Below are 26,313 nucleotides of genomic sequence, written 5' to 3' on the forward strand. Positions count from 1 at the left end.
CCGCGATTATGCCCCGGGGTGCGGCGTGGCGACGCGGGCGAGTCAGGCGCCGGCGTAGCGCACGGCGCCGCCGACCCAGCGCGCGACGATCGCGTCGGCGATGCCGGGCGAGCCGTCGAGCAGTTGGCCGGCGATGTCGTGCACCTGGGGCAGCAGGTCGGCGTCGCGGGCGAGGTCGGCGAGGCGGAAGCCGGCCAGGCCGGTCTGGCGCGTGCCGAGCAGTTCGCCGGGGCCGCGCAGCTCCAGGTCCTTCTCGGCTATGACGAAGCCGTCGCTGGTCTCACGCATGGTCTCCAGCCGCTGCCGCGCCAGTTGCGACAGCGGCGAGCGATACAGCAGCACGCAACTGGACGCGGCGCTGCCCCGCCCCACCCGGCCGCGCAACTGGTGCAGCTGCGCCAGCCCGAGCCGCTCGGCGTTCTCGATGATCATCAGCGAGGCGTTGGGAACATCCACGCCGACCTCGATCACCGTGGTCGCGACCAGCAGGTCTATATCGCCGGCCTTGAACGCGGCCATGGTCGCCTGCTTGTCGGCCGGCTTCATGCGGCCGTGCACGAGCCCGACCCGCACTTCCGGGAGTTGCGTCGACAGCGCCTCGTACGTGCTCTGCGCCGCCTGCGCCTCGACCTTCATCGCCGCGCCGGGGCCGTCGTCGTCGGGCTCGTCGATCAGGGTGCAGACCCAGTACGCCTGCCGGCCCTCGGCGCAGGCCGAGCGGATGCGCTCGACCAGCTCGGGCCGGCGGCCGTCGCCCAGCGCGACGGTCTGCACCGGGGTCCGGCCCGGCGGCAGTTCGTCGATCGCGGAGACGTCCAAGTCGGCGTAGGCCGACATCGCCAGCGTGCGCGGGATCGGGGTCGCGGTCATCACCAGCTGGTGCGGCACCACCGCCGACGCGCCGACCTCGCCACCCGCGCCCTTGTCGCGCAGGGCCAGCCGCTGGTGCACGCCGAAGCGGTGCTGCTCGTCGACGATGGCCAGCGCGAGGTCGTGGAAAGCCACGCCGTCCTGCATCAGCGCGTGGGTGCCGACGACCACCTGCGCCTCGCCGCTGGCGACCGCCTGCAGCACCTTCGCGCGGGCACGCCCGGTCACCTTGCCGGCCAGCCACGCGACCTGCAGGCCGAGTGGTTCGAGCCAGCCGCGCAGGTTGGCCAGGTGCTGTTCGGCGAGCAGTTCGGTGGGTGCCATCAGCGCGGCCTGCCGGCCGTCGGCGACCGCCAGCATCGCCACCAGCGCGGCGACCACGGTCTTGCCGCTGCCGACGTCGCCCTGCACCAGCCGCAGCATCGGCGAGGGCCGGGCGAGGTCGGCGAGGATCTCGTCGAACACGCGCTGCTGTGCGCCGGTCAACTCGAACGGCAGCGCGTCGCGCAGGCGTGCGGCGAGCGTGGTGTCGCGCAGCGCCGGCGCGGCGTGCGCCTGCTGGGCGATGCGCTGGCGGCGCAGGCTCAGGTGGTGGGCGAGCAGTTCCTCCAGCACCAGTCGGCGCTGGGCCGGGTGGCGGCCCTCCAGCAGCAGCGCGACGTCGGCGTCGCCCGGCGGCCGGTGCACCGTCAACAGCGCCTCGCGCAACGGCGGCAGGTGCAGCGAGGCGAGCAGCGACGGCGGCAGCAGCTCGAGTGTGCCGTCGTCGGGCAGGCGGTCGAGCGCGAGTCCGATCAGCCGGCGCAGCGATGCCGGACCGATGCCCTCGATGACCGGGTAGACCGGATCGAGCCGGTCGCCGAGGCCGTCATCGACCGCGTCGTCGAGGACGCGGTAGCTCGGATGGACGATCTCCAGGCCGTTCTGGCCCGGGCGCGGCGTGCCGTAGCAGCGCACCCGCGCGCCGACCCGGAACTGGTTGACCTGCGCCGAACGGAAGTGGAAGAACCGCAGCACGAGGGTGGCGCGGGAATCGTCACCGATCGCGACGCGCAGCAGCGGCCGGTAGCGGAAGCCGCGCTCGACCGCCTCGACCCGCCCCTCGACCTGCGCGGCGACGCCGGGCTGCAGCGCGCGGATCGGGGTCAGGCGGGTGCGGTCCTCGTATTGCCGCGGCAGCTGCAGCCACAGGTCCTGCAGCCGGACGAGACCGCGCGCGGCGAGTTTTTCGGCGACCTTCGGGCCGCACCCGGCCAGCGTCGTCAGCGCCGCGTCGCCGGCCGCGGCGAGCGCCGGCGCTGGCGCGGGCACTCGCCGGGTGGCGCGTCTAGCCAACGACCATGATCGCGTCGACCTCGAACGCGGCGCCCTTCGGCAGGGCGGACACCTCGATGGTCGAGCGCGCCGGGTACGGGGCGTCGAAGTACTCGGCCATCACCGCGTTGACCTTGGCGAAGTCGCCCAGGTCGGTGAGGTACAGGCCGAGCCGGGCGACGTCGCCGAGCGAGCCGCCGGCCGCGGCGCAGACCGCCTTGAGGTTGTCGAACGCGCGACGCGCCTGCGCCTCGACGTCGCCGCCGACGATCTCGCCGGTGGCCGGGTCGAGCGGAATCTGGCCGGACAGGAACACGGTCTGGCCCATGCGGATGGCCTGGGAGTACGGGCCGATGGCGGCGGGCGCCTGGTCGGTCTGGATCGGGGTGCGTGCCATGTCGGCTCCTGCGCGGTCGTGAAGCCGCATTGTAGGAGTGGCGCCCGGGCGCGGCCACGTCCCGGCCGGTCAGATCCGCTGCACGCCCATGACCACGCCGAGCCGGCGCACCTTGCGGATCACGTTGGCGAGGTGGCGGCGGTCGCCGACCTCGATCGAGAAACGCAGCACGGCGATGTGGGTGTCGCGCTCGAGGTACTCGACCCGGTCGATGTTCGACTCGGCCTCGGCGATCGCGGCGGCCACCGAGGCGAGCGCGCCGGGCCGGTTGTCCACCTCGATCCGCAACGCCGCGCTGAAGTCGCCGCTGACTTTGCGGTCCCAGCCGATCGCGACCCAGCGCTCCGGAGACTTGCGGTAGTCGGCGACGTTGGGGCAATCCATCCGGTGCACCACCAGCCCCTTGCCGGCGGTGTGGTAGCCCATGATCTCGTCGCCCGGCACCGGCAGGCAGCAGTTGGCGAAGGTGATCACGCCGCGCTCGGCGCCGGTGATCAGGATCCGGTCCTTGCTCAGCGGCACCGGCTCGGCGCGGCGCTGGCCACCGCGCGCGCCTGCCTCTCGGGAAAGCTGCAGCGCGACCTGGCTCGGCATCCGGTTGCCCAGCGCGATGTCGGCCAGCAACGCCTCCAGCCGCGGGTAGCGGTGTTCCTGCAGGTAGGCCTCGACGCGCTCGGCCGGCACCCGTTCAAGCGAGGTGTCGAGTGCCTCCAGCGCGCGGTCCAGCATGCGGTGGCCGAGCTGCACCGCATCCTCGTGCTCGATGTGCTTGAGCTGCTGGCGGATCGACGTGCGCGCCTTGCCGGACACCACGAACTCCAGCCACTGCGGCTTGGGCATCGACGAGCGCGCGGTGATGATCTCGACCCGCTGGCCGTTGGCCAGGCGCGTGCGCAGCGGCACCAGCTTGCCGTCCACGCGCGCGGCGACGGCCTGGTTGCCCACATCGGTGTGCACCGCGTAGGCGAAGTCGAGCGCGGTGGCGTTGCGCGGCAGCGACAGGATGTCGCCCTTCGGGCTGAACAGGTAGACCTCGTCCGGGAACAGGTCGACCTTGACGTTCTCCAGGAACTCCAGCGACGAGCCGGTCGCGTGCTGGGTCTCGACCAGCCCGCTGATCCAGTTGTGGGCGCGGCTCTGGGCGCTGTTGGGACCCTCGCTGCCGTCCTTGTACGACCAGTGCGCGGCGATGCCGCGCTCGGCGATCAGGTCCATCTCCTCGGTGCGCAGTTGCACTTCCACCGGCGAACCGTAGGGCCCGAACAGCACGGTGTGCAGCGACTGGTAGCCATTCGCCTTCGGAATCGCGATGAAGTCGCGGAAGCGCGCGTCCAGCGGTTTGTAGGTCGCGTGCACCACCCCCAGCGCGTGGTAGCAGTCGGCCACCGTGCGCAGCACGATGCGGAAGCCGAACACGTCCATCACCTGGGCGAAGCTTTTGTGCTCGGCGCGCATCTTGGTGTAGATGCTCCACGGCGACTTGACCCGGCTGATCAGCCGATGCGGCAGTTTCTCCTTGGCCAGCCGCTGGGCCAGGTTGGCTTCGATCTGCACCAGCGCCTCGCGCCGCACCACCGGCTGGGTGCGGATACGCTTCTCCAGCACCGTGTGGCGCCACGGGTACAGCGCGCGGAAGCCGAGGTCCTGCAACTCGGCCTTGATCAGGTTCATGCCCAGCCGCTGGGCGATCGGCGCGTAGATCTCCAGCGTCTCGCGGGCGATGCGTGCGCGCGACTCCGGGTTCTTGGCGCCGAGCGTGCGCATGTTGTGCAGGCGGTCGGCGAGCTTGATCAGGATCACCCGCAGGTCGCGCGACATCGCCAGCAGCATCTTGCGGAAGCTCTCGGCGGCGGCTTCCTGGCGGTCGCGGAAATGCAGCTTGTCGAGCTTGGTGACGCCGTCGACCAGGTCGGCCACGGTGTCGCCGAACTCGGCGGCGATACATGCGCGGGTCAGCGGGGTGTCCTCGATGGTGTCGTGCAGGATCGCCGCGACCAGGGTCTCGGCGTCCAGCTTCTGCTCGGCCAGCACCCCGGCGACGGCGACCGGGTGGGTGATGTAGGGCTCGCCGGACTTGCGGGTCTGGCCGGCGTGGGCCGCCGCGCCGATGGTCCACGCGCGGCGCACCATCGCCAGTTGCGGCGCGGTCAGGTAGGAGGCCGCCTGCTCCATCTCCCGCACGTAGTCCGGCACCGCCGCGTCATCGATGGGCGGCACGTCGAAACGGCTACAGGCGGGCTCTGCAGGAGTCATGCTGGCAATCTACGCGCGCGGCGCGGCGCGGTGCAATGTCGACGGAAACGGGTGGTCGCGGGCAATCGACGGAGCCCCGGCGGCAGGGTCCCCAAAAGCAGGAGCCCCGCTCGTGGCGGGGCTCCGTGGTACCGCTGGCGACGGGTTCAGTCGTCGCCTTTGGACAGGTCGTCGTCGGCGACCACCTCGGCGGCGGCCCACTCCAGCGCCTCGCGCTCCTTGCGCTCGCGCTCGGCCTTCTCGACCGCGTCGACGTAATCGGTGTCGATCTTGCGGGCGGCAATCTCGCGCAGCGCCAGAACGGTCGGCTTGTCGTTGGATTCGCTGTTGTCCAGCTGCGGCTCGACGCCGTTGGCCAGCTGGCGGGCGCGCTTGGCGGCCATCATGACGAGTTCGAAACGGTTGTCGACCACCTGCAGGCAGTCTTCTACGGTGATGCGGGCCATGGGGCTCCCGGCGGCCTGGCGGCCGTCAATGCGGATACAAAGGGGACGGGAGTGTAGCCGAAGCGCCTGCCATGAGCAAGCATCGCCTTTCCAATCAAAGACTTAAGCGGATTCCCCGGCCAGCAACTGGCTGATCAGCCGGCCGTGGCGGGCCACCTGGGCCTCGCGGCGCAGGCGGCTGGCGGTGAAGATCGCGCACATCTCGTCGACCGCGGTGTCGAAGTGCTCGTTGACGATGACGTAGTCGAACTCGCCGTAGTGCGACATCTCCTCGCGCGCGGCGGCGATGCGCCGGGCGATCACCGCTTCGCTGTCCTGCCCGCGCGCGCGCATGCGCTGCTCCAGCGCGTCGCGCGACGGCGGCAGGATGAACACGCTCACCGCACCCGGCACCTTGGCCCGGACCTGGCGGGCGCCCTGCCAGTCGATCTCCAGCAGCACGTCGTTGCCGGCCGCCAGTTGCGGTTCCACCGACTGCCTCGCGGTGCCCTTCCAGTCGCCGTGGACGCGGGCGTGCTCGAAGAAGTCGCCGGCTTCGACCATGCGCTCGAATTCCGCCGCCTCGACGAAGTGGTAGTGCTCGGCGTGGCGCTCGCCCGGGCGCGGCGCGCGCGAGGTGAAGGAGATCGACAGCCGGATGTTGGGGTCGCGCGCGAGCACCGCGTTGACGATGCTCGACTTCCCGGCCCCGGACGGCGCGGCGACGATGTAGAGGGTTCCGCGCATGGTCATTCGATGTTCTGCACCTGTTCGCGGACCTGGTCGATCAGGACCTTGAGTTCGACCGCGGCGGCCGAGCTGCGCGCATCGACCGACTTGGAGCCCAGCGTGTTGGCCTCGCGGTTGAACTCCTGCAGCAGGAAGTCGAGCCGGCGGCCGACCGCCTCGCGCAGCTTCAGCACGCGGCGGGCCTCGGTGACGTGCGAGTCGAGCCGGTCGAGCTCCTCGTCGACGTCGAGCTTCTGCAGCCAGATGACCAGCTCCTGTTCCAGCCGCCCGGGGTCGGCCGGCTGGGCGAGGTCGGCCAGTCGCGCCTCGAGTTTGGTGCGCTGGCCGGCGCGGATCCGCGGGATCAGCTCGCGCACCTCGGCGGCGATGCGGGCGATGCCGTCGACGCGCTCGTTGATCGCCGCGGCGAGCTTGGCGCCCTCGCGCTCGCGGGCGGCGACGAACTCGTCGAGCACCTCGTCCAGCAGCGCCAGCGCCTCGGCCTTGAGCGCATCCGAATCGGTTGCCGGCGCCTGCAGCACGCCGGGGAACTGCAGCAGCTGGGTGAACTCGGTATGCAGGCCGGGAAAGCGCGCGTCGAGGTCGATCGCCAGCTCGCTGAGCTCGCGCAGGCGGCCGAGGTTGGCGTGCAGCCCGCCCTCGCCTTCCGGCGCGCGCAGGCGCAGCGTCAGGTCGAGCTTGCCGCGGGCGATGCGCGCGGCGATGCGCTCGCGCAGCACCGGCTCCAGCGCGCGCAGGTCGTCGTGCAGGCGCACGCCGATCTCGAGGAAGCGGTGGTTCACCGAACGCAGCTCGCAGCCGAGCGTGCCCCATGGCGTGGCGCGTTCGCCACTGGCGAAGGCGGTCATGCTGCGGATCATCGTGAATCCCAAGGCCGACAAGGGGCGAATGGTAAACTCGCGCGCCCCCAAGACGGTAATCGGCGCCATGACAGACGGCAGCAACGCGTTCACGCGACCCAGCGGCCGCGCGCCGGACCAGCTGCGCGAAGTGCGCATCGAGCGCGGCTTCACCCGCCACGCGGAAGGCTCGGTGCTGGTCAGTTTCGGCGGGACCCGCGTGCTGTGCACCGCCAGCGTCGAGAACCGGGTGCCGGCGTTCCTGCGCGGCAAGGGCGAAGGCTGGGTCACCGCCGAGTACGGCATGTTGCCGCGCGCCACCCACACCCGCAGCGACCGTGAGGCCGCGCGCGGCAAGCAGGGTGGCCGCACGCTGGAGATCCAGCGACTGATCGGCCGTTCGCTGCGCGCGTGCGTCGATCGCAAGCTTCTCGGCGAGCGCACCATCACGCTCGATTGCGACGTGCTGCAGGCGGATGGCGGTACCCGCACCGCGGCGATCACGGGCGCCTACGTGGCGCTGGTCGATGCGATCAACGGGCTGGTCGCCTCGCGCGCGATCAAGCTGCCCGGCGGCGGCCGCTCGCCGGTGTTCGGCGCGGTCGCGGCGGTGTCGGTCGGCATCTACCGCGGCGTGCCGGTGCTCGACCTCGACTACGCCGAGGACTGCGACTGCGACACCGACATGAACGTCGTGATGAACGACGGCGGCGGCTTCATCGAACTGCAGGGCACCGCCGAGGGGCACGCGTTCCGCCGCGACGAGCTCGCCGCGATGACCGCGCTGGCCGAAGCCGGCATCGCCCGGCTGGTCGAGAAGCAGCGCGAGGCGCTGGCCGGGTGAGCACGCCGGGCCTGCGGCGGATCGTCGTCGCCAGCGGCAACGCCGGCAAGCTGGCCGAGTTCAACCGCCTGCTCGGCGAGGCCGGTTTCGAGTTCGTCGCCCAGGGCGAGCTCGGCGTCGAGGACATTCCCGAGACCGGCCTGACTTTCGTCGAGAACGCCCTGCTCAAGGCCCGCCACGCTGCCCGCGTGACCGGACTGCCAGCGCTGGCCGACGACTCCGGCCTGTGCGTCGATGCACTCGACGGCGCCCCCGGCCTGTACTCCGCGCGCTACGCCGGCGAACCGAGCGACGCCGCGCGCAACATCGACAAGCTGCTGACCACGCTCGCCGTAGTCCCCGACGAACAACGCGGCGCGCACTTCCATTGCACCCTCGCCCTGCTCCGCCACCCCGACGACCCGCGGCCGTTGATCGCCCAGGGCGAATGGCACGGCCGCATCCTCACCGCCCCGCGCGGCACCGGCGGCTTCGGCTACGACCCGCTGTTCCTCGATCCCGACAGCGGGCGGACGGCAGCGGAACTCGATCCCGCCACGAAGAATCGCGTCAGCCATCGCGGACAGGCGTTGGCGATCCTTCAAGAGCAGCTTGCGCGTCACTGAGTTGGCTTGCGCCGAAGCGACCGGGAACACGGCTGAGAGATCGCGAGGGCGCCTGCCGGGTAGCCCGCACAGTCGCTCCCCGATACTCGCTTGGTGTGCGGGCTACCCGGCAGGCGCTGTGACGGGACGTTGGAGCTTGTTGCGAAAAGCAGGCTGGATGCGCGGCTCGGGATCGGATCGCGGCTGAAGCCGCTCCTGCAACGGTGTGGCCCGATCAATCGTCGCCCCTACTTCTGCCGTCGTCGCGGCCGTCGAAGCATCCGAACGCCGCACGACCTCGACGGCCGGCGGACAACTTCCAGAAAGGACGAAACGATCCGCGTGGTGTGGGTGGCGGGGGAGTTGCGGAGAGCAGGCCATGGATGGCCTGCGGCCCCGAGTCAGGGCAGGACGCCCTGACCGAGGAGGCGGAGACAACTCCCCCGCCGCCCGCGCCACGCAGCGCGCACCCTCCGAAGTTGCTCTCGGCTCTTGGCTGCAAGGTGGGACAATAACCACGTGAGCCAGCCCCTGACCCCGCCCCCCCTCTCCCTGTACGTCCACATCCCGTGGTGCGTGCGCAAATGCCCCTACTGCGACTTCAACTCGCACGAAGGCCGCGGCGAACTCCCCTTCGCCGCCTACGTCGACGCCCTCCTCGCCGACCTCGACCACGACCTCCCGCTCGTCTGGGGCCGTACCGTCCAGACCGTCTTCTTCGGCGGCGGCACCCCCAGCCTGATGCCGCCCGACTTCATCGACCGCTTCCTGCAGGGCGCCAGCAGCCGCCTGCGCTTCGCCCCCGCCTGCGAGATCACCCTCGAAACCAACCCCGGCACCGCCGAACACGGCCGCTTCGACGGCTACCGCAACGCCGGCGTCAACCGCCTCAGCTTCGGCATCCAGAGCTTCGACGACGGCTGCCTGCAACGCCTCGGCCGCATCCACGACAGCCGCGAGGCCGAGACCGCGGTCAAGCTCGCCCGGGACGCCGGCTTCGACAACTTCAACCTCGACCTGATGTACGCCCTGCCCGGCCAGGACCTGGCGATGGCCGCACACGACCTCGAGCGCGCGTTCGCCCTGCAGCCCACGCACATCAGCCACTACCAGCTGACGCTGGAACCCAACACCGTGTTCGCCGCGCGGCCGCCGGCCGGCATTCCCGACGACGACCTCGGCTGGGACATGCAGGAGCACTGCCAGGCGATGCTGGCCGGCGCCGGTTACGCCCAGTACGAGGTCAGTGCGTACGCCCGGCCGGACCGCCAGTGCGCGCACAACCTCAACTACTGGACCTACGGCGACTACCTCGGCATCGGTGCCGGCGCGCACGGCAAGCTCACCCTCGGCCACGACGGCTCGATCCTGCGCCGCTGGAAGCACAAGCACCCGACCCGCTACCTTGCCGACGCGGGCACCCCCGCCGGCATCGGCGGCGACGAACAGGTCGAACCGGCACGCCGGCCGTTCGAGTTCATGCTCAACGCGCTGCGGCTGGTCGACGGTTTCGCGCTGGCGCTGTTCGAGAAGCGCACCGGCCTGCCGGCCGCAGCCATCCAGCCGCAACTGGACGAAGCGGTGTCGCGCGGCTGGCTGCGCATCGACGCCGGCCACGTCCGGCCGACCGCACTCGGGCGGCGCTTCGCCAACGACGTCATCGGGCTGTTCCTCGCGGACTAGCCTGCCGGTCCGCCCGCCGGAGCATGCCCCGGCCAGGCCACCGCAAAAAGGCCTAAAGTCCGCGACGCAACCGCCGTTAATGCCTGCGGCCACCCGCGCATTCACACCGGCACGGGTAGGCTCGAACCGGCCCCGCCACCGCGGCGGGCCACCATCGACAGGACGGAGCCGACCGCATGCCCGATCGCCAGCCGCCGAGCCCATCGCCGTCGCAACCGGCCCTGCCGCCGCGGGTGCACGGCATCGTGCAGCGGCTGCTGGCCGCGCTGTCGAGCGACTTCCGGCGTGAACTGGACCGCCTGCTGGTAGCGGTCGAGCTGGACCTCGCGAAGCAGGCCGAGCAGACCCGTGACCCCACGACCCGGGCGCAGCGCATGGCCGCGGTGCGCACCCTGCAACACAACGGCGCGCGGTTCGCACCGCTCGTGCTGCAGCGGCTGGAAGCGGCGCTGCTGGGCCTGCGGGAACAGCGGATCAGCAACGAGATCCTGCCGCCGACCACCCGCCTGGAAGGCCTGCGGCTGGTCGACGACGACGAGATCGACGAGGACGCCGAGTTGCAGGCGATCGCCGAGCGGATGGAACGCCGCAGCCGGCTGCCGTTGCTGCTGCTGGGCCAGCGTTTCGGCGTGCTGGCCGGCGCGCCCGCGTTCGACGCCGCCGACCTGCCGGTCGGGCCGCACGCCACCGTCGCCCGGCTGGCCGCCGCGGGCACCGATGCGGGCATCGACCTGGACACCCGGCTGCTGCTGTACCGCACGTTCGAGCGCCAGCTGGGGCCGGACTACGAGGCCATCGTCGAGTCGATGAACGCCCTGCTCGCGCGCGAGCGGGTGCTGCCGGGGCTGACCTACGTGCCGTTGCGCCGGCCACGCCGTGCAGTGCTTTCCGGCGACGCCACGGTACCCGAGGAGCCCGCCCGACCGCCTGCAAGCCCCCCCGCGGCCGGCACCCCGCCGACAGGCGCCACGCCATCCGGGGCCGCGCAAACCGGCACCGGCGGCGGATACACCGGCTGGTCCGGCAGCGACACCGGGCGCGACGACCCCGCCGCGCGGGCCGGCTCGGAAGAAACCGTGGCGCTGCTGCGCCGCCTGCTGGCCGGCCGCGAAGCACTGCCGCCCGGCATACAGCCAATCCCTCGCGAAGCGACCACGGTCGCGCTGTCCACGTCCGAGGTCGAGGCCGCGCTTGCCGCGCTGCAGGCGCGCAGCGTCGGTTCGGCCAACCCGCCGGGCGTGGCCGCGATCCGCCAGGCCCTGCTGGCGCAGAGCCGGCTGCAGCGTGGCCATGCCGCGGCGTTGTCGCCCGAGGACAACCAGACCTTCGAGCTGGCCGACATGTTCCACCGCGAGGTGCGCCGCCAGCTGCGCCCCGACAGCCCCAGCCGGGCCATGGTCGACCGCCTGCAGATCCCGCTGCTGCGCGTGGCGCTGACCGATCCCGACCTGTTCGTCGACCCGCAGCACCCGGCGCGGCGGCTGCTCAACGCGGTGGCCGAGGCCGGAGCGCGCTGGCTTGGCCCCGAGGAGATCGACCCCGACCTGCTGGCGCAGCTGCAGCACGCGGTCGAGCGCGTCGCCCAGCGCGGTGGCGACGATGCATCGGTGTTCGTCGCCGTCGACCAGTCGCTGCAGCAGCATTTCCGCAAGGCGGCCCAGCGCGCGGAGATCAGCGAGCGGCGCCAGGTCGAGGCCGGGCGCGGCCGCGAGAAACTGCTGCTGGCGCGGCACCGGGCCAAGGCGGTGGTGGACGACGCGATGCGCGACCGCGCGGTGCCCCGGTTCGTGCGCAACGTGCTTGAACACGCCTGGGTCGACGCGCTGACGCTGGCGCTGCTGCGCCACGGCGACGACTCGCCGGAATGGCGCGAGCGCTGCAGCGATACCGTCCGTATCGCCACCAGCGCCGCAGCCGGCGCCACCGGCGAACCGCTCGACCCGGAGACCGCTCGGCGCGTCGCAGTTGCGCTGGTGATGGTCGGCCACGACCGCGCCGAGGCCGACGCGATCGCCGCCGTGCTCGCCGGCACGTCGGGCGACGAGGGGTCGGAGGACGCATCGCGCACCGAGCTGGCAATGAAGATCCACGCCCGCACCCGGCTCGGCCGGGACACCTCGGTGCCCGCGCGCGACGACGCACCGCTGTCGCCCGGCGAGCGCGCGTGGGAGGAGCGCCTGCGCGCCCTGCCGCCGGGCACGTGGATCGAGTTCGACACCGCCGCACCGGACGGCATCGTGCGACGCCGGCTGGCGTGGTCCAGCCCGCGCACCGGCGATGTGCTGTTCGTGAACCAGCGCGGGCAACGCGTCGAGGACGGAGTACCCGCCGACATCGCCGCGCTCGCGCGCCTGATGGCCGCCGGCACCGCGCGCGTGGTGCCGGCCGAACGCGGCCGGCTGGTCGATGCCGCCTGGCACGCCGCGCTGGCGGCGCTGCGCGGGCCGGCACCCGCCAGTTCGACGCAGGACGCGCCCACCCACGACGGAGAGGCAGGATGAGTCGACAGGAATACCGCCGCGCCGACCGTTACGACGTGCCGGACACCGTGCAGGTGGTCGACACGATGACCGACCTCGTGGTCGGCCGGCTCGGCAACATTTCCGAGACCGGCATGCTGCTGATCGCCTGTGCGCCGCTGGTCGACGACGCGCTGTACCAGTTCCGGCTGGAGATCGGCGACGCGCGCGGCGAGGCGATCGAACTCGGCGCACACCTGCTGTGGCAGGACCAGGCCAGCGCCGCCGGCCAGGCGTGGATGGGCTTCCGCTTCATCAAGGTGCTCGACGAACACGCCCGGCCGCTGCGCGACTGGCTGCAGTCGCTGGCCGCACGCGTCCAGCCGGGTCGGTAGCGGGCACCCGCCGCCGGCCGCTCAGCCGCGCCGGCGGTGCAGCGGGACCGGTTCGGGCCGGTGCAGGTCGAATCCCTGCGCATAGTCGACCCCGATCGCCGCCAGCGCGTCGAGCACCTCGACGCTCGACACCCACTCGGCGATCACCACCATCCCGCGCTGGTGGCCGATGTCGTTGACCGCGCGGACGATCGCGTGGCTCATCGGGTCGGTCAACAGGTCACGGATGAAGCTGCCGTCGATCTTGATGATGTCCACCGGCAGGTTCTTGAGGTAGCCGAACGAGGACATGCCGGCGCCGAAGTCGTCGAGCGCGAGCTTGCAGCCGGCATCGCGCAGCCGGCCGAGGAAGCGCCCGACCTGCGACAGGTTGCGCACCGCCACCGTCTCGGTGATCTCGAAGCACACCCGCTGCGGGTCGACCCCGTGTGCGTGCAGCAGTTCGAGGATACGGTCGACCAGCGACTCGTCCTCGATGCTCGCGCCCGACAGGTTGATCGTCGCCAGCCCGAGGCCGGCGCCACTGGGGTGCAGCTGGTCGAAGTGCGACAGCGCGGTCTCGATCACCCAGCGGTCGATCATCGGCATCAGGCCGTAGCGCTCGGCCGCCGGCAGGAACGCGCCGGGCGGCACCAGCCGGCCCTGCTGGTCGCGGAAGCGCAGCAGCAGCTCGATATACGGCCGGCCGCGGTCGCCCGAGACCGGCCGCACCTCCTGGTACATCAGCAGCAGCCGGCCCTCGGCCACCGCCCAGCGCAGGCGGTTGGCCCACTCCATCTCGCCGTGACGGCGCGCGGTCTCGTCGTCGCTGGCCGAGTAGAAGTGCACGCGGTTGCGGCCGCCCTCCTTGGCCATGTAGCAGGCGGTGTCGGCCTGCGCGAGCACGTCCTTGAAGGCCAGCCCCGGCTGGTCCAGCACCACGCCGCCGATGCTGACGGTGATGGTGTAGGTGCGCTGCTCCCAGACGAACACGTAGCCGTCGATGCGCTCACGCAGGCGCTCGGCCAGGTCGCGCGCCTGGCCGGCCTCGCGCAGGCCCGGCACCAGCACGCCGAACTCGTCGCCGCCCAGCCGCGCCAGCAGCACGCCCTCGCCGTCGAACTGCTCGCGCATGGCCGTCGCCAGCTGGATCAGCAACTGGTCGCCGGCGATGTGGCCGGAGGTGTCGTTGATCAGCTTGAACTGGTCGAGGTCCATGTACAGCAGCGCCGCCGGCATGCCGCCGGAGGACAGCGCGACCAGCACGCGTTCGACCCGGCGCTCGAACTCGCGGCGGTTGTACAGCTCGGTCAACGCGTCGTGGCTGGCCTGGTAGCCGAGCAGCTCGGTGAGCTGGCGCTGCTCGGAGGTGTCGGTGGCGACCATCAGCAGCATGTCCTCGCCGCCGACGTCGACCCGGGCGGTCGAAACACTGGCCCAGAAGCGGTCGCCGGTGGCGTTGGACAACACCGCTTCCGACGGCGTGCCGTTGGCCAGCTCGCCGGCCTGCATGCGCAGCCCCAGCCGGTGGTCATCGAACAGGGCGGCCAGCGTCAGTTCGCCGCTCGCCTCGCCGAGCCGGAGCCGCGCCGCCTGGTTGGCGTAGGTGATGCGGCCGTCGCCACCGCGCGCCAGCAGCACCAGCGCCGGCAGCAGCTCGTTGAGCACGCGGAAGCGCTCCTCGCTCTCGCGGTAGCGCCGGCTCATCCGCCAGCCCTGCTCCAGCGCGCGCCGCCGCGAGGTCAGCACCGACCACACCAGCAGGGCGAACAGCGCGCTCGCCACCAGCCCCGGCCACAGGATCGACTGGGACCAGTCGGCCACCGCCAGCGGCTGCCGCATCGCGTGGACCTGCACCCGCCACTCGCGCCCGCCGAACAGCACGGTGCGGGTCACGTGGTCGCCGGCGTCGCCGTGCGCGAGCGGGTGGGAGTCGAACAGCGGCCGCGCGGTGCCGCCGGTGACATCGGCGACCGAGGCGTGGAAGGCCGCGTCGGCGATCTCCTCGGGCAGCGAGTCGCCGATCAGCCGACGCACATTGAACGAGATGGCGACCGAGCCGCGCGCGCGTTCGCGGCGCTCGGCCACCGATGCCGGCGGCGGGCCCGGATGGAAGATCGGCAGGCGCAGCGTCACGCCTTCCGCGGGCGTGCCGCTGGCCTCCTGCTGGAGCAGCCGGAACGGCGCCGACAGCACCGGCCGGTCGCTGTCGCGCGCGGCCAGCAGGGCGGCGAGGTTGGGCGGCTGGCTGGCGACGTCGAGGCCGAGCACGCGCTCGTTGCCCTCCCGCGGGGCCACCAGCCGGGTGACGTAGCGGCCGTCGGCGTCGCGCTCGGCGTAGGCCACCGCCTGCAGGCTGTCCAGGCGGTCGCGCGGGTGGAGGTTCTGGTACAGGTGGGTGAATTCGCGCGGCTCCACCTCCGAGGAGGCCAGGAACAGCGATTGCACCGAGCGCGCCAGCAGCTCGCAGGTGCGCAGCCCCTCGCCGACGGTGCCGGCGAGTGCGTCGGCCACCGCCTCCAGGTCGGCCCGCTGGCCGGCGTCGACCCGGCGCTGCTGCGCCTGCGCCAGCCAGACCGACAGCGCCACGCCCAGCCCCAGCGCGACCAGCGACCACACCCACGCCGCGATGCCCAACGGGGCAACGTCTCTCGCCACGTTCGCGGGCTGCGGGTGTGGTGGGAATCCGTCAGAATCGTGGCTCTCCCGCAAGAGAACTCCCATGACAGACCAAGAGATGTCGAAGTTATACACGCACCACGTCGAGGAACTGCAACGGCGCAGCGCCCGGGCGCTGGAGCGCGGCGGCCTCGATCACCTGGTGGTCCCCAGCGGGTCGATCCACTACCAGGTGTTCGACGACCGCGACTACCCGTACGCGGTCAACCCGCAGTTCAAGGCATGGGCGCCGCTGGTGCAGAACCCCGGCAGCTGGCTGGTATACACGCCCGGCGGGAAGCCGAAGCTCGTCTACCTGCAGCCGTTCGACTACTGGCACGTGGTGCCGCAGGCGCCGTCGGGCTACTGGGTCGAGCATTTCGACGTGGTGGTGATCCGCGAGCCGGGCGAGGCGCTGGCGCACCTGCCGGCCGACCCGTCGCGCTGCGCGATCCTCGGCGAGCCGCAGAGCACGCTGGACGACGGCTCGGGCCGCGCGTTCGTGCCCAACAACCCGGCGGCGGTGGTGAACTACCTGGAGTTCCACCGCGCGGTCAAGACGCCGTACGAGATCGAAATGATGCGGGCGGCGACCGCCCACGGCGTGCGCGCCCACCGCGCCGCCGAGCGTGCCTTCCGCGCCGGCGCCAGCGAGTTCGGCATCCACCTCGCCTACTGCCAGGCCGCGCGGCAGGACGCCAACGACCTGCCCTACGGCAACATCGTCGCGCTCAACGAGCACGGTGCGGTGCTGCACTACACCAACCGCGACCGCGTGCCGCCGCGGGAGATCCGCAGCTTCCTGATCGACGCCGGCGCCAGCCACCTCGGCTACGCCTGCGACATCACCCGCACCTACGCGTACGACACCGCCGGCGAGTTCCAGTCGATGATCGACGCGGTCGACGCCGCCGAGCAGCGCCTGTGCGACCAGGTCCGCGCCGGCACCGACTACCGCCGGATCCACCTCGACGCCCACCTGGAGATGGCGACGGTGCTGCGCGACTTCCGCATCGTCGACATGTCGCCCGAGTCGATGGTCGAGACCGGCGTCAGCGCGAAGTTCTTCCCGCACGGCATCGGCCACTACATCGGCCTGCAGGTGCACGACGTCGGCGGCTTCCTCGAGAGCGACACCGGCGGCACCATCGACAAACCCGACGGCCACCCCTACCTGCGCCTGACCCGCACGCTGGAACCCGGCGCGGTGGTGACGATCGAGCCGGGCATCTACTTCGCCGACCTGCTGCTGCAGGAACTGCGCGACAGCGAGCACGCCGGCTCGGTCGACTGGGACCGGGTGGACGCGCTGCGACCCTACGGCGGCATCCGGATCGAGGACGACGTGGTCTGCACCGACGGCGATCCGGTCAACCTGACCCGCGAAGGATTCGCCGCGCTGGACTGAGCCGGGTCGCGCCGGTCAGCCGCCCGCGGCGTCCGCCATGAACGCCTCGATCTCGTCGGCGCTGCGGGCCAGCGTGTCGGTCAGCACCTTGTGGCCGTCCTTCGTCACCAGCACGTCGTCCTCGGTGCGGATGCCGATGCCGCGCCACTTGGCCGCCACCGAGGTGTCGTCGGGGCGGATGTAGAGGCCGGGTTCGATGGTGAACACCATGCCCGGTTCGAGCAGGCGCGATTCGCCGTCGAGCCGGTAGTCGCCGACGTCGTGCACGTCGATGCCGATCCAGTGGCCGGTCTTGTGCGGGTAGAAGCGGCGGTAGCTGCGGTCGGCGAGGTGCTTCTCCAGCTTGCCTCGCAGCAGGCCGAGCCTGAGCAGGCCCTCGGTCAGCGTCTCCACCGCGGCCAGGTGGCCGGCCTCGTACGGCACGCCGGGCCGGGCCTGCGCCATCGCCGCGGCGTGGGCGTCGCCGACCAGGTCGTGCAGGATCCGCTGCTCGTTGCCGAAGCGGCCGTTGGCCGGGAACGTGCGGGTGATGTCCGCCGCGTAGCCGCCGTACTCCGCACCGGCGTCGATCAGCACCAGGTCGCCGTCACGCACCGGGCCGTTGTTGGCGACGTAGTGCAGCACGCAGCCGTTGCCGCCGGCGCCGACGATGCTGCCGTAGGCCGGCACCGCGTTGCAGGCGCGGAACACGCGCTCCAGTTCGGCCTGCAGCTCGTACTCGTGCATGCCCGGGCGCACCGCGCGCATCGCCGCCTGGTGCGCGGCGACACTGATGTCGGCGGCGCGCTGCATGAAGCGCAGTTCGTCGCGGTCCTTGAACAGCCGCAGCTCGTCGAGCAGGTGGCCGAGTTCGAGGAACTCGTGCGGCGGCTTGTTGCCCATCTTCATCATCGCCCGCACGCGGTTGACCCAGCCGATCAGCTTGAGGTCGAACTCGGCATCGCGGCCGAAGTGGTAGTACACCCGGGAGCGGCCCTCCAGCAGGCCCGGCAGGATGTCGTCGAGGTCGGTGAACGGGTAGGCGTCGTCGACCCCGAAGGCCTCGACCGCGCCGTCCGGGCCGACCCGCGGGCCGTCCCAGGCCTCGCGCTCGGGGTCGCGCTCGCGGCAGAACAGCACGGTCTCGCCATGTTTGCGGCCCGGCACCAGCACCAGCACCGCCTCCGGCTCGGGAAATCCGGTCAGGTACAGCAGGTCGGAATCCTGCCGATAAGGGTAGTGGGTGTCGCGGCTGCGGATCCGCTCGGGCGCGGCCGGCAGGATCAGGATCGCGTCGTCGCTGGCGATGCGCATCAGCTGCCGGCGTCGGCGCGCGTAGGCCCGTGCGGGCATGGTCAGGGGGGCGTGCATGTCAGTTGAGGCTTTGGCGGTGGCGCGCGGCGAGCACGCAGTCGCCGTGCAGCAGCAGGGTGGCGACCCGGACGAACTCCTCGATCTCCGCCAGCGCGGCCTCGTCCTCCTCGTCGCCGTCCTCCTGCGCCTCGGCGCGGGCAAGCCGGGCCAGGTCGCCCAGCGCCTCGGTGCTTTCCTCCGACAGCTTCGGCCTGGCGCCCGCGGCCAGCCCGAAGCCGCCGAGGAAGCCGCGGCACCAGTCGAACAGAGCGCCGCTGCGCTGCACCAGCGGCGCGTCGGCACCCGGCAGCATCAGGGCGAAGTCGAAGCTGCGGTCCTCCAGCTGGGCGACGCTGGCGGTACGCAGGCGGTCGAGCGGGCTGCCTTCGGCCGGCGCGGCAAGGGTGTCGTCGACCAGCACCTTCGCCGGCCACTCGCGCACCGGCGCACCGCCACCGGCGAGCCAGCCGCACAGGCTTCCGTGCAGTTCCGGCGCGGAGCTGGCAAGCGCCAGGCGGCGGATTTCGGCATCGACTTCGGACAGGTCCGGCAGGCTGTTCTGCGACACGGGTGCTCACCGCGGTTGTGGGCGCCCAAGTCTAGCAACGGTGCCGTCGCGGCCGCCTCGCCGCGATTGGCAGGCGCGGGCGCGGCTGCCTACACTGCGGGCTGCCACGCCAACCGACGCGGTGCCGTGCCCCCATCGCTTCCGCCCGAACCGCGCTCGCGCCGCCGAGCGGCCACCCTGCTCGCCTGCCTGCTCGGGCTGGGCGCGCTGGCGTCGGTGCAGGCCGCTACCCGCGACTACTACTTCACCCCGATCGGCAGCGAGCAGGGGCTGGCGCAGAACTCGATCACCGCGCTGGCGCAGGACGCCCAGGGGTTCGTCTGGGTCGGCACCCAGGGCGGCCTGCACCGCTACGACGGCGACCGCTACGTCGCCTACCGCAACGACCCGGGGGACCCGGCCAGCCTGCCGGAGAGCTTCGTCACCGCGCTGGCGGCCGACCCTGATGCCAACGCCCTGTGGGTCGGTCTCTATTCGCAGTACCTGGCCCGGATCGACCTCGACAGCGGCCGGATCACGCACTTCCCGCCCGAAGGCGACCCCGACGACACCACCGCCGCACGCCAGGTCGCCGCGGTGCTGCCGCACGACGGCGTGGTATGGGTCGGCACCCTTGGCGGGCTGGAGCGGTTCGACCCCGCCACCGGCGAGCGCCGGTCGGTCCTCGCGCTCGGTCCCGAGCTGCTGCGCCGCGCGCCGTACCAGCAACTGCTGGTCGACCGCGCCGGCATGCTCTGGTACGCGACCGCGGCCGGGGTGTTCCGCATCGGCCCCGACCGCAAGGCCGAGCGCGTCGGCGGGCGCGACGCCGCCGCCAGCCTGCTGCTGGACCACGACGGCGCGGTCTGGGTCGGGCGCCGCGACGGCCTGTTCCGCGTCTCCGGCGATACGCTGGAGAAAGCCTGGCCGCTGCAGCCCGACGCCAGCGCCGACGGCAACAGCAACGTCCGCGCAGTGGTGCAGGTGCCCGACGGCAGCCTGTGGCTGTCGGTCTACGGCTCGGGGCTGGTGCGGTTCGAGCCGGGCACGGGCCGCAGCCGCCGGGTCCATGGCTCGGCGCTCCCGGCCAGCCTGTCCGACGACGTCATCGGCAGCCTGCTGGTGGACCGCGGCGGCATGCTTTGGGTCGGCGGCCAGTCGCGCGGCGCGGCCGTCGCCGACCCGGCCGGTGCGCGCTTCAGCTACGTGGTCGACCTCGAAACCGACGAAGGCCGCAAGCACCCCGGCAACGACAGCGTCCGCGCGATCCAGCAGGACATCCACGGCACCCTCTGGGTCGGCACCGACGAGGGCCGGCTGCTGCGCTACCACGGCCCCGGGCCCGGGTTCGAGGACTGGACCGCGCGGATGCCGGGGCCGTCGAACCGCCGCGTCATGGGCATCGCCGACGCCGGCCACGGCCGGCTGTGGCTGGCGACCACCGCCGGCCTGCTGCGCCTGACCCCGGCGACCGGCACGTTCGAGACGATCCCGCTGGGCAGCTTCACCCACGCCAACCTGCGCGCGCTGCTGGTCGACCACGAGGGCAACCTGTGGCTCGCGACCTACGGCGACGGCGCGTTGCTGTACCAGCGCGAAAGCCAGCGGGTGATCCATTACGGCCACGACCGTGGCGACCCGCGCAAGCTGGTCCACCCGAGCGTCCACGCGCTGCTGGAAGACCGCAAGGGCCGTATCTGGTTCGGCACCAGCGGCGGCCTCGACCTGCTCGACCCGGCCACCGGCCGCCTGCGGCATTTCCGCCACGACCCGCGCCGACCCGAGTCGTTGCCCGGCAACATGGTGCGCGCACTCCACCAGGACGCCGACGGCAACGTCTGGGTCGGCACCCATGCCGGGCTGGCGCAGGTGGTGGAAGCGGCCCCGGGCGCGATCGGCTTCAGCCAGCCGCTGACCGAGACGCTCGACCGCCGCCTGCCGCCGGTGGTGTTCTCGATCGCCAGCGACGGCACCGGCCGCGACCTGCGGCTGTGGCTGGGCACCGACGTCGGCATCGTCCGGTTCGACACCGCGCTGGCCCACGCGCACCGCTACGGCCTCGGCGACGGCCTGCAGGACCTGGAGTTCAACGGCGGCGCGGTCGCCACCCTCGCCGACGGCCGCATCGCGATGGGCGGCGTGCGCGGGCTCAACCTGTTCCACCCGCGCGGCATGCGCAGCGCCGCCTACGCACCGCCGTTGCGGCTGCTCGCGGCCCGGGTCGGCGCCGATGCCCCGGACGAGAACGCGGTCATGTGGCAGGCCAGCCGGCTCGACGTGCCCGACGGCGCCGACATCCTGCGCCTGCGCATCGGCGCGCTCGACTTCGCCCCCGCCGCGTCCACCCGCTACCGCTACCGGATGGAGGGCTTCGACAAGGGCTGGATCGATAACGGCACCCAGTCCGACATCACCTACACCCGCCTGCCGCCGGGCCGCTACACCTTCCGCGCGCAGGCGACCGACCGCGACGGCAACTGGAGCCCGGTCGAGTTGCAGGTGCCGGTTCACGTCGCCCCGCCGCTGTGGCGCCATCCGCTGGCGATCACCGCCGCGGTGCTGTCGCTGCTGGCACTGGCCGCCGTGCTGGGATGGCGCTGGCACCGCCGGCGCCGTCAGGAGCAGGGCTGGTTCCAGCAGATCCGCGAGCGCGAGGAACGCCTGCGCCTGGCGCTGTGGGCGTCGGGCGAGCAGTTCTGGGACTACGACCTGGGCAACCGCGAGGTGCACCGCACGCGCGTGGTGGAGTCCTACGGCGACCGCCCCGAAACCGCCATCCACAACCACGTCAGCGGCAACCAGGCCATCCACCCCGAGGACTTCCCGCTGGTGCGCGAGGCGATGCTGCGGCACCTGCGCGGCGAGGTCGCGCTGTTCACCTCCGAGCACCGCACCCGCGACGCCGAAGGCCAGGCGTGGCGTTGGGTCCGCGCCCGCGGCCGCGTGGTCGAGCGCGACGCCGACGGCCGCGCGGTCCGCGTCGCCGGTACCGCCCGCGACACCACCGACAGCCGCAGCGCCGAACGCGAGCGGCGCATCTCCAGCGAGGTCTTGCGCTCGATGGCCGAGGCGGTCGCGGTGTTCGACCGCGATTTCAGCTTCATCTCGATCAACCCCGCCTTCACCCGCATGACCGGCTACAGCGACGTCGAGGTGTTCGGACGCTCCACGTCGCTGCTCGACAGCAGCCGCCACGACCCGCGCTTCTACCACCACATGCGCGACGAGCTGCAGCGCGACGGCCGCTGGTCCGGCGAGATGTGGCAGCAGCGCAAGGACGGCGGCGAGTTCCTGTGCTGGCTGCAGGCCAGTTCCGTCGCCGATGCCGACGGTGCGCACGACCACTACGTCGCGGTGCTCGGCGACATCACCGACCAGAAGCGCGCCGAGCAGGAACTGCGCTACCTGGCCAACTACGACACCCTGACCAACCTGCCCAACCGCGCCCTGCTGGCCGAGCGGCTGGGCCGCGCGGTGGTGCGCGCACGCACCGCCGGCAGCCGCATCGCGGTGCTGTTCCTCGACCTGGACCGCTTCAAGGACATCAACGACTCGTTCGGCCACGCCACCGGCGACCGCATCCTGCGCGCGGCCGCGCAGCGCCTGCAGCAGATCGTCGGCAGCGGCCACACCGTCGCGCGCCTGAGCGGCGACGAGTTCACCGTGGTGCTGGAGAACCTCGACAGCGCCGACCACGCCGAGCGGGTCGCGCGCGCGTTGATCGAAGCGTTCCAGACGCCGCTCGACATCGACGGGGGCCACGACCTGGTGGTCTCGCCGTCGATCGGCATCAGCCTGTTCCCGGACCACGCCGAAACCCCGGCCGACCTGCTCAAGCACGCCGACACCGCGATGTACCAGGCCAAGGCGATCGGCCGCCGCGCCTTCATGCGCTACGCCGACAGCATGGACGTGGAGGTGCGCGAGCGCTCGACCATCTCCGCCGCGCTGCGCAAGGTGCTCGACCGCGACGAACTCGCGCTCGCGTTCCAGCCGCGGCTGTCGCTGTCGCAGGACCGCATCGTCTCGGTCGAGGCGCTGCTGCGCTGGCACAGCCCCGAGCACGGCACGATCCCGCCGGCCCGGTTCATCCCGGTCGCCGAGGAGACCGGGATGATCCTCGAGATCGGCGAGTGGGCCTTGCGCGAGGCCTGCGGCACGCTGGCGCAGTGGCGCGCGGCGGGGCTGGAGCTCGGCATCTCGGTCAACGTGTCCTCGCTGCAACTGCTGCGCGGCGACCTGCCGTCGCTGGTGGCGCGCGTGCTGGCCGACACCGGGCTGCCGCCGGGCCTGCTCGAGCTGGAACTCACCGAAACCGTCATCATGGCCAACGCCGGCGAGACCGCGGCGACGCTGCAGGCCCTGCGCGCGATCGGCGTGAAGCTGGCGATCGACGACTTCGGCACCGGCTACTCGTCGTTGTCCTACCTCAAGCGCCTGCCGATCAACACGCTCAAGATCGACAAGGATTTCGTCGACGACCTCTGCCACGACCCCGACGATGCCGCGATCACCAGCACCATCATCACGATGGGCCACTCGCTGGGGCTGACCGTCGTCGCCGAGGGGGTCGAGGACACCGGCCAGCTGGGGTTCCTGCGGCGCCACGGCTGCGACGAGATCCAGGGCTACTGGCTGGCCCGGCCGCTGCCGCCGGAGCAGTGCCTGGAGCTGCTGCGGCAACGGCTGCGCAGCACCGCGCCCGCGGTGTGAACGCCCCGCCCGCGCCCGTCTTGACCGGCCGGGCGCGCCTGCTATCGTGCCGGGATGGACCGGGCCGAACTGCTTTCCCAACTGCAGGCGCTCGTCGAGCGCATCGACGGGCTGGCCGAGCGCAGCCGCCGGTTGCAGGAAGAGAACCGCAGCCTGCGCCAGCAGCAGGAGGCGCTGGCCGGCGAACGCGCGGCCCTGCTCGCCAAGAACGAGCAGGCGCGCACCCGGGTCGAGGCGATGATCGCCCGGCTGAAGTCGCTGGAACAGCACACATGAGCAACAGCACGCCGGTCAGCATCCGCCTGCTCGACCGCGAATACACCGTCGGTTGCGAGCCCGACGAACGCGACAGCCTGCTGGCCGCGGCCAAGCTGCTGGACACCCGCATGCGCGAGATCCGCGGCAACAACCGGATGGCGGCGCTGGACCGCGTCGCCGTGCTGGCGGCGCTCAACTTCGCCCACGAGCTGCAGCAGATGCGCAGCGAGGACGAGGGCCGCACACGCGAGCTGGCGCGCAGCCTCGGCGACCTGCAGCGCAAGCTGGACGTCCTGTTCGACGAGCCGCCGCGCTAGCAGCGCATCCGCTGAACCCCGCCCGTGCGAGGCCGACGAACGGACCTTGCCGGCACCGCCGACAGGCTATAATCCCGCCACGTCCTCTGCTGTGGACGACGGCGCGCGCAAACATTCGCCTTGTCCCTTAATCGCGACCGCGGGGGCGCAGCGGAAGCCCGGAGTGCAAGTCCGCCCTGGTAGCGGGAAGCCCGACGGCCTCCAAGCGTCCCCACTTGAACCCCGGGTTCAAGGTCGTTTCGCGCGCATCGCCATCGGCGGAGGACTTTTCTTTTTTTCGTTCAGGCGCCCACCGCGCCCCGACGGCCCCCGCGGCCGACCAGTCAACTGGACCCGGACCGGACCTGCTGGATGCCTGCCGAACGCGCCGACCTGCTGCGCCCGTTGCGTACGCAACTTCGCCAACGCCGCCGCGCGCTGGTTGCCGCCGAGCGCATCGACGCGGCGCAGCGGCTGGCCCGCCACCTGCTAAACCTCGAGTTCGCCCCCGATGACGGCCCCGTCGCCGGCTACTGGGCGATGGATGGCGAGATTGCACTGCACGCCTGGCAGCTCGGCCTGCCCCCGGGGTGCCGCTACTGCCTGCCGGTTTTGTCCGGGGACCGCCTCGTGTTCGCGCCGTGGCGCCCCGGCGATCCGCTCCGGCCCAACCGTTTCGGCATCCCGGAACCGGTCGTAGCACCAGACGCACTGCTCGAGGCCGACGCGATGCGCATGGTCGTCATGCCGCTGGTCGGCTTCGACGACCGCGGCCAGCGGCTCGGCATGGGAGGCGGCTGGTACGATCGCACGTTCGCCGCCCGGCGCGGCGTTGCCCCGCCGCCATGGCTGGTCGGCGTCGGCTTCGAGCTGCAGCGCGTGCCGCTACCCCCGCCGGCGCCCTGGGACGTACCGCTCGATGCCGCCTGCACCGAGGCCGGGGTCCATGACTTCCGCAAGGTCGAACGATGAGCAAACGCCGCCGCTACTGGCTGATGAAGTCCGAACCCGATGCGTTCTCGATCGACGACCTCGAGCGCGTCGGCACCGAGCCGTGGAACGGCGTGCGCAACTACCAGGCGCGCAACTTCATGCGCGACGGCATGCAGGTGGGTGACGGCGTGCTGTTCTACCACTCCAACACCAAGCCGCCGGGCATCGTCGGCACCGCGACCGTCGCCAGCCACGCCTATCCGGACGAGACCCAGTTCGACCCCTCGTCGCACTACCACGACCCGAAAGCCACCCGCGAGGAGCCACGCTGGTTCCTCGTCGACGTCGCGTTCGAGCGCAAGCTGTCGCGGATCATCACGCTGGACGAGATCAAGTCGCACGCCGACGAGCTCGGCGACGAGTTCGCCCTGATCCGGCGCGGCAACCGGCTGTCGGTGTTTCCGGTGTCGGCCGCCCACTACAAGTTCCTGCTCTCCCTCGAGTAACCCACATGTCCGAAGCCAAGCGCCAGGCCGCCCTCAAGGCCATCGAGTACGTCGAATCCGACAGCATCATCGGCGTCGGGACCGGCTCCACGGTCGCCTATTTCATCGAGGCGCTCGGCGACATGCGCGAGCGCATCCGCGGCGCGGTGTCCAGTTCGGAGCAGAGCACCGAGCGCCTGCGCGCGGTCGGTATCGAGGTGTTCGACCTCAACAGCACCGGCACGCTGTCGCTGTACGTCGACGGCGCCGACGAGTGCGACCCGCATAAACGTCTGATCAAGGGCGGCGGCGCCGCGCTGACACGCGAGAAGATCATCGCCGAGGCCAGCACGCGGTTTGTCTGCATTGTCGATCCGAGCAAGCAGGTCGACGTGCTCGGGCGCTTCCCGCTGCCGGTGGAGGTGATCCCGATGGCCCGCAGCCTGGTCGCCCGCGAGATCCTCGCGATGACGCGGGCCCAGCCCGTGTGGCGCCAGGATGCGGCGGGCCGCGGCATTGTCACCGACAACGGCAACGCGATCCTCGACATCCACGGGCTGGCCATCACCGACCCGGTCGCGCTGGAGCAGGCGATCAATCAAATTCCAGGCGTCGTGAGCGTCGGCCTGTTCGCCCGCCGCCCGGCCGATGTCGTCATCGTCGGCGGTGAAACGCCACAGGTGTTGTAAGGGACTGGTTGATTCCCGCTGACTCGGCCACGCGACATCGCGCTGGTGGACGACCACCGCGTATTGCACGGCGTGACCGCGGTGACCCCACGCGACCCGGCGGCGGCGGCGTATCGCGACGTACTGGTGCTGACCTACCGGCGCCGGCCTTTGGCCTGACACGCCGCGCACATTCCGGCCCCGCATGCCCCCGGCGCCGCAA

The 26,313-nt window shown here is 71.8% G+C and carries 22 protein-coding genes and 1 other RNA gene; 14 read left to right on the forward strand and 9 right to left on the reverse strand.

Annotated features, from left to right (window positions below):
• Window positions 1-42: 42 nt before the first annotated feature.
• From recG to N799_RS09525, 6 genes are all read right to left on the reverse strand, one after another.
• Entirely contained in the window at window positions 43-2,205 is a 2,163-nt protein-coding gene (gene recG, locus N799_RS09500) for an ATP-dependent DNA helicase RecG (protein ID WP_052101424.1), read from the reverse strand.
• Window positions 2,198-2,581 carry a RidA family protein gene (locus N799_RS09505; RefSeq protein WP_036211435.1) on the reverse strand — a complete coding sequence of 128 codons (384 nt, stop codon included), beginning with the start codon at window positions 2,579-2,581 and terminating at the stop codon, window positions 2,198-2,200. Before N799_RS09505 ends, recG begins: the two co-directional genes overlap by 8 nt.
• Before the next feature lie 69 nt (window positions 2,582-2,650).
• Window positions 2,651-4,834, reverse strand: coding sequence for a RelA/SpoT family protein (locus N799_RS09510; RefSeq protein WP_036211438.1), 2,184 nt, complete (start codon window positions 4,832-4,834; stop codon window positions 2,651-2,653).
• A gap of 146 nt (window positions 4,835-4,980) precedes the next feature.
• Window positions 4,981-5,280: a DNA-directed RNA polymerase subunit omega gene (gene rpoZ / locus N799_RS09515; RefSeq protein WP_036211441.1), complete on the reverse strand. Its 300-nt coding sequence runs from the start codon at window positions 5,278-5,280 to the stop codon at window positions 4,981-4,983.
• A 102-nt stretch (window positions 5,281-5,382) separates the two neighbouring features.
• Complete coding sequence (gene gmk / locus N799_RS09520; protein ID WP_036211444.1) at window positions 5,383-6,006, reverse strand: guanylate kinase; 624 nt, start codon at window positions 6,004-6,006, stop codon at window positions 5,383-5,385.
• Between the two features lie 2 nt (window positions 6,007-6,008).
• Window positions 6,009-6,869 (reverse strand): YicC/YloC family endoribonuclease, encoded by an 861-nt coding sequence (locus N799_RS09525; protein WP_036211447.1) that lies wholly within the window; start codon window positions 6,867-6,869, stop codon window positions 6,009-6,011.
• A 67-nt stretch (window positions 6,870-6,936) separates the two neighbouring features.
• Between N799_RS09525 and rph the strand changes: the two genes are divergently transcribed.
• The 5 genes from rph to N799_RS09550 all read left to right on the forward strand — a co-directional run bounded on the left by rph (window position 6,937) and on the right by N799_RS09550 (window position 12,813).
• The gene (gene rph, locus N799_RS09530) at window positions 6,937-7,692 is read left to right on the forward strand and encodes a ribonuclease PH (protein WP_036211501.1); all 756 of its coding nucleotides are present in this window, start codon (window positions 6,937-6,939) and stop codon (window positions 7,690-7,692) included.
• Between the two features lie 11 nt (window positions 7,693-7,703).
• Window positions 7,704-8,297 (forward strand): RdgB/HAM1 family non-canonical purine NTP pyrophosphatase, encoded by a 594-nt coding sequence (gene rdgB, locus N799_RS09535; protein ID WP_036211506.1) that lies wholly within the window; start codon window positions 7,704-7,706, stop codon window positions 8,295-8,297.
• 498 nt (window positions 8,298-8,795) lie between these two features.
• Window positions 8,796-9,959 carry a radical SAM family heme chaperone HemW gene (gene hemW / locus N799_RS09540; protein WP_081974919.1) on the forward strand — a complete coding sequence of 388 codons (1,164 nt, stop codon included), beginning with the start codon at window positions 8,796-8,798 and terminating at the stop codon, window positions 9,957-9,959.
• Window positions 9,960-10,135: 176 nt separating this feature from the next.
• Window positions 10,136-12,460: a DUF1631 family protein gene (locus N799_RS09545; protein ID WP_036211450.1), complete on the forward strand. Its 2,325-nt coding sequence runs from the start codon at window positions 10,136-10,138 to the stop codon at window positions 12,458-12,460.
• A complete protein-coding gene (locus tag N799_RS09550; RefSeq protein ID WP_036211453.1) occupies window positions 12,457-12,813 on the forward strand; it encodes a PilZ domain-containing protein in 357 nt (118 codons plus the stop codon). Before N799_RS09545 ends, N799_RS09550 begins: the two co-directional genes overlap by 4 nt.
• A gap of 21 nt (window positions 12,814-12,834) precedes the next feature.
• Here N799_RS09550 and N799_RS09555 read toward each other — a convergent pair whose 3' ends face one another.
• A complete protein-coding gene (locus N799_RS09555) occupies window positions 12,835-15,450 on the reverse strand; it encodes a bifunctional diguanylate cyclase/phosphodiesterase (RefSeq protein ID WP_238978886.1) in 2,616 nt (871 codons plus the stop codon).
• Between the two features lie 64 nt (window positions 15,451-15,514).
• Here N799_RS09555 and pepQ point away from each other — a divergent pair, with 64 nt between their 5' ends.
• Window positions 15,515-16,858: a Xaa-Pro dipeptidase gene (gene pepQ, locus N799_RS09560; RefSeq protein ID WP_036211456.1), complete on the forward strand. Its 1,344-nt coding sequence runs from the start codon at window positions 15,515-15,517 to the stop codon at window positions 16,856-16,858.
• A gap of 15 nt (window positions 16,859-16,873) precedes the next feature.
• Here pepQ and N799_RS09565 read toward each other — a convergent pair whose 3' ends face one another.
• Together N799_RS09565 and N799_RS09570 are read right to left on the reverse strand one after the other, a co-directional pair.
• Window positions 16,874-18,208, reverse strand: coding sequence for an aminopeptidase P N-terminal domain-containing protein (locus tag N799_RS09565; protein WP_036211459.1), 1,335 nt, complete (start codon window positions 18,206-18,208; stop codon window positions 16,874-16,876).
• Between the two features lies 1 nt (window position 18,209).
• Window positions 18,210-18,758 (reverse strand): UPF0149 family protein, encoded by a 549-nt coding sequence (locus N799_RS09570; RefSeq protein ID WP_036211462.1) that lies wholly within the window; start codon window positions 18,756-18,758, stop codon window positions 18,210-18,212.
• 126 nt (window positions 18,759-18,884) lie between these two features.
• On the opposite strand from N799_RS09570, the gene N799_RS15360 reads away from it, so the two are divergent.
• From N799_RS15360 to N799_RS14850, 8 genes are all read left to right on the forward strand, one after another.
• Entirely contained in the window at window positions 18,885-23,450 is a 4,566-nt protein-coding gene (locus tag N799_RS15360) for an EAL domain-containing protein (protein ID WP_052101426.1), read from the forward strand.
• 54 nt (window positions 23,451-23,504) lie between these two features.
• Entirely contained in the window at window positions 23,505-23,726 is a 222-nt protein-coding gene (locus N799_RS09580; protein ID WP_036211465.1) for a TIGR02449 family protein, read from the forward strand.
• On the forward strand, window positions 23,723-24,025 hold the full coding sequence (locus N799_RS09585) for a cell division protein ZapA (RefSeq protein ID WP_036211468.1): 303 nt from the start codon (window positions 23,723-23,725) through the stop codon (window positions 24,023-24,025). Before N799_RS09580 ends, N799_RS09585 begins: the two co-directional genes overlap by 4 nt.
• A gap of 80 nt (window positions 24,026-24,105) precedes the next feature.
• A non-coding RNA gene (gene ssrS, locus N799_RS14845) (6S RNA) lies at window positions 24,106-24,293 on the forward strand.
• 83 nt (window positions 24,294-24,376) lie between these two features.
• A complete protein-coding gene (locus tag N799_RS09590) occupies window positions 24,377-24,976 on the forward strand; it encodes a 5-formyltetrahydrofolate cyclo-ligase (protein ID WP_036211471.1) in 600 nt (199 codons plus the stop codon).
• Window positions 24,973-25,443, forward strand: coding sequence for an EVE domain-containing protein (locus N799_RS09595; protein WP_036211474.1), 471 nt, complete (start codon window positions 24,973-24,975; stop codon window positions 25,441-25,443). Before N799_RS09590 ends, N799_RS09595 begins: the two co-directional genes overlap by 4 nt.
• A gap of 5 nt (window positions 25,444-25,448) precedes the next feature.
• Window positions 25,449-26,111, forward strand: coding sequence for a ribose-5-phosphate isomerase RpiA (rpiA, locus tag N799_RS09600; RefSeq protein WP_036211477.1), 663 nt, complete (start codon window positions 25,449-25,451; stop codon window positions 26,109-26,111).
• Between the two features lie 18 nt (window positions 26,112-26,129).
• Window positions 26,130-26,270 carry a 2OG-Fe dioxygenase family protein gene (locus N799_RS14850; protein ID WP_081974923.1) on the forward strand — a complete coding sequence of 47 codons (141 nt, stop codon included), beginning with the start codon at window positions 26,130-26,132 and terminating at the stop codon, window positions 26,268-26,270.
• Window positions 26,271-26,313 lie beyond the last annotated feature (43 nt).

Origin of the sequence: Lysobacter arseniciresistens ZS79 (assembly GCF_000768335.1) — a bacterium.
In the GTDB taxonomy this organism is placed as follows: Bacteria; Pseudomonadota; Gammaproteobacteria; order Xanthomonadales; family Xanthomonadaceae; genus Novilysobacter; species Novilysobacter arseniciresistens.

Coding starts and splice junctions, on each gene's coding strand:
- N799_RS09505 (WP_036211435.1), bottom strand. CDS start 2,581: ATGGCACGCACCCCGATCCAGACCGACCAGGCGCCCGCCGCCATCGGC.
- N799_RS09510 (WP_036211438.1), bottom strand. CDS start 4,834: ATGACTCCTGCAGAGCCCGCCTGTAGCCGTTTCGACGTGCCGCCCATC.
- rpoZ (WP_036211441.1), bottom strand. CDS start 5,280: ATGGCCCGCATCACCGTAGAAGACTGCCTGCAGGTGGTCGACAACCGT.
- gmk (WP_036211444.1), bottom strand. CDS start 6,006: ATGCGCGGAACCCTCTACATCGTCGCCGCGCCGTCCGGGGCCGGGAAG.
- N799_RS09525 (WP_036211447.1), bottom strand. CDS start 6,869: ATGATCCGCAGCATGACCGCCTTCGCCAGTGGCGAACGCGCCACGCCA.
- rph (WP_036211501.1), top strand. CDS start 6,937: ATGACAGACGGCAGCAACGCGTTCACGCGACCCAGCGGCCGCGCGCCG.
- N799_RS09545 (WP_036211450.1), top strand. CDS start 10,136: ATGCCCGATCGCCAGCCGCCGAGCCCATCGCCGTCGCAACCGGCCCTG.
- N799_RS09550 (WP_036211453.1), top strand. CDS start 12,457: ATGAGTCGACAGGAATACCGCCGCGCCGACCGTTACGACGTGCCGGAC.
- pepQ (WP_036211456.1), top strand. CDS start 15,515: ATGACAGACCAAGAGATGTCGAAGTTATACACGCACCACGTCGAGGAA.
- N799_RS09565 (WP_036211459.1), bottom strand. CDS start 18,208: ATGCACGCCCCCCTGACCATGCCCGCACGGGCCTACGCGCGCCGACGC.
- N799_RS09580 (WP_036211465.1), top strand. CDS start 23,505: ATGGACCGGGCCGAACTGCTTTCCCAACTGCAGGCGCTCGTCGAGCGC.
- N799_RS09585 (WP_036211468.1), top strand. CDS start 23,723: ATGAGCAACAGCACGCCGGTCAGCATCCGCCTGCTCGACCGCGAATAC.
- N799_RS09590 (WP_036211471.1), top strand. CDS start 24,377: ATGCCTGCCGAACGCGCCGACCTGCTGCGCCCGTTGCGTACGCAACTT.
- N799_RS09595 (WP_036211474.1), top strand. CDS start 24,973: ATGAGCAAACGCCGCCGCTACTGGCTGATGAAGTCCGAACCCGATGCG.
- rpiA (WP_036211477.1), top strand. CDS start 25,449: ATGTCCGAAGCCAAGCGCCAGGCCGCCCTCAAGGCCATCGAGTACGTC.